This is a genomic window from Hymenobacter agri (assembly GCF_054778495.1).
Genome location: NZ_BAAGZM010000678.1, coordinates 1 through 2139 on the forward strand (window position 1 = coordinate 1; position 2139 = coordinate 2139).

Here is a 2139-nt window from a genome sequence, read left to right on the forward strand (position 1 = left end):
ACACCGCCACCGGCCTGCTGGCCGAGCTGGCCCACGCCAGCGCCGCCAAGGATGCCGGCCTGAAAGTAGCCAAGGAAACCATTGGTGCGTTGGGCGGACACTGGGCCCAGGCCACCGCGCTGCTGTGGCAGATGCACTGCACCGCCCTGGCCGCCCTCTGGGAGCACCCGGCCCAGGCCGAAGCGTACTTCAACTACGGCCTGCTGCCCCGGCGCAACCCCAACCGCGACACCGCCAAAACAACCCCTAAAGCCTAACGCAGTGCCCACCGCCGCCGCCACATGTGCCGGTAGGCGTGGGCACTGTACCTGCATGGTCCGGCACATGTGCCGATAGGTTGAGACAGTATGCCCAGGTGGCCCGGCACATGTGCCGGGCCACCTGGGCATACTGCCGTCGGATACCGCCACTGGTGGCGGGTGCCGGGTCCGCATTGCGCCTGCGGCAAACAGCCGGGCAGTACCTTCCGCTTAGCGTAGCCCATCTGGTGCGGATGGGCTTTATCCCCTGTTTCCCTCATTCATGCTGTCATTCTTTACTACTGCATTCTTCCCAAGCCCGGCCGCCCGCCGCCCCGCTCGGTGGCTGCTGGCGTTGCTGTGGCTGGTCGCCCAGCGGGGCCACGCCCAGGTTCCGGCCTGGCAATCGGCCCTGCTGCTGAGCCAGGGCAGCGGCAATTATTCGTCGGTACTGGGCACGGCTGCTGATGCCAGCGGCAATGTGTTCGTGGTGGGCTCGTTTACGGGCACGGTGCGCTTCGGAACTACCTCCCTCACCAGCGTGGGCGGTACTGCCGACGGCTTTGTGGCCAAGTGGAGCAGCACCCAAGGGGGTTTCGTGTGGGCCCAGCAGGCCGGCGGCAACGATACTGACGAGGCCAAAGCCGTGGCCGTGAGCGGCAACGTCATCTACTTCACTGGCTCGTATCACAGCGATGTGCTGGCTGTGGGTGCCTTGGCCCTGCCCAACGTGGGCGCGAGCTTGAGCACCCGCGACACATTTGTGGCTAAAATAGTGGACGACGGCCTCACCGGTCGGCTGGTATGGGCACAGCGCGCGGGCGGGACCGGCGAAGACTTTGCTACGGCCCTGGCCGTAAGCGGGGCCAACGTGTACGCCGGGGGCTCCTTTGCGAGTGGCGTTGCCACGTTTGGCAGCAGCGCCGTAGTACCGGCCGGGGCCGGCCCCGTGGTAGTGGCCAAGCTCATCGATGCCGGCAGTACCAGCAGCTTTGGCTGGGTGCAACGTGCCGGGGGCGCCCTCTACGACAGCCCCGCCGCCCTGGCGGTAAGCGGCAGTAATGTGTACGTGGCCGGAAATTTCTCGGGCGGCGCCAGCGCCTTCGGCAGCATTATTATTACCAACAATGCCGGCAGCTACAGCACCAGCAATGCCTACGATATGTTCGTGGCCAAGCTGGTTGATACCGGCCCCGGCAGCAGCTATGTGTGGGCCTACCGGGCCGGTGGCATCTTCAACGACTTGGCTACCGCGCTGGCCGTGAGCGGCACAAGTGTGTACGTGGCGGGGCGTTTCGAAAGTGCCAGCATTAGCCTGGGTTCGTTCACGCTGGTCAACTCCAGCGCCGCGCTCTACGGGGCCGATGGCTTCGTGGCCAAGCTAACCGACGCGGGCAGCAGCGGCACCTTTGCCTGGGTGCAGCCCATCGGGGGGCCGGGCAGTGAAACGCCGCGCGCCCTGGCGCTGCACGGGGCCAGCCTCTACATCGCGGGTAGTTTCGTTGGCCCGACGGCCACCTTTGGCAGCAGCACGGCTACCGGCGCTGTCGGCAATGGCCCGTACAGCGCCGATGGCTTCGTGGCCAAGCTCACGGATGCGGGGACAGCCGGCTCTTTTGGATGGGTGCAGCCCGCCGGTGGTGCGGGCAGCGACCTGAGCTATGCCGTGTGCACTACCGGCACGAGTATCGTGGTGGGCGGCGTAGTAGTGCCGCCCGCGGCGTTTGGCGGCATCACGCTCAGTGCCACCCTGGCCAATGAAAGCGGGTTCCTGGCCACGCTCGCCGATGCTACGTTGGCTGCCACTACCGCCGCCGGCCCCCTGGCCGGCAGCACCGTGTATCCCAACCCGGTCCACGCCACGGCCACCGTGCAGCTGCCCGCCTTGCCCGGCGTGGCC

2 protein-coding genes are annotated in these 2139 nt (G+C 66.9%); both read left to right on the forward strand.

Annotated elements, in window-relative coordinates; genetic code table 11:
• On the forward strand, positions 1-257 hold a 257-nt coding region (locus tag ACYVDE_RS20945; RefSeq protein WP_460503479.1), incomplete at its 5' end, for a hypothetical protein.
• 265 nt (positions 258-522) lie between these two features.
• A partial coding sequence (locus ACYVDE_RS20950; protein WP_460503480.1) for an autotransporter outer membrane beta-barrel domain-containing protein occupies positions 523-2139 on the forward strand: 1617 nt, incomplete at its 3' end.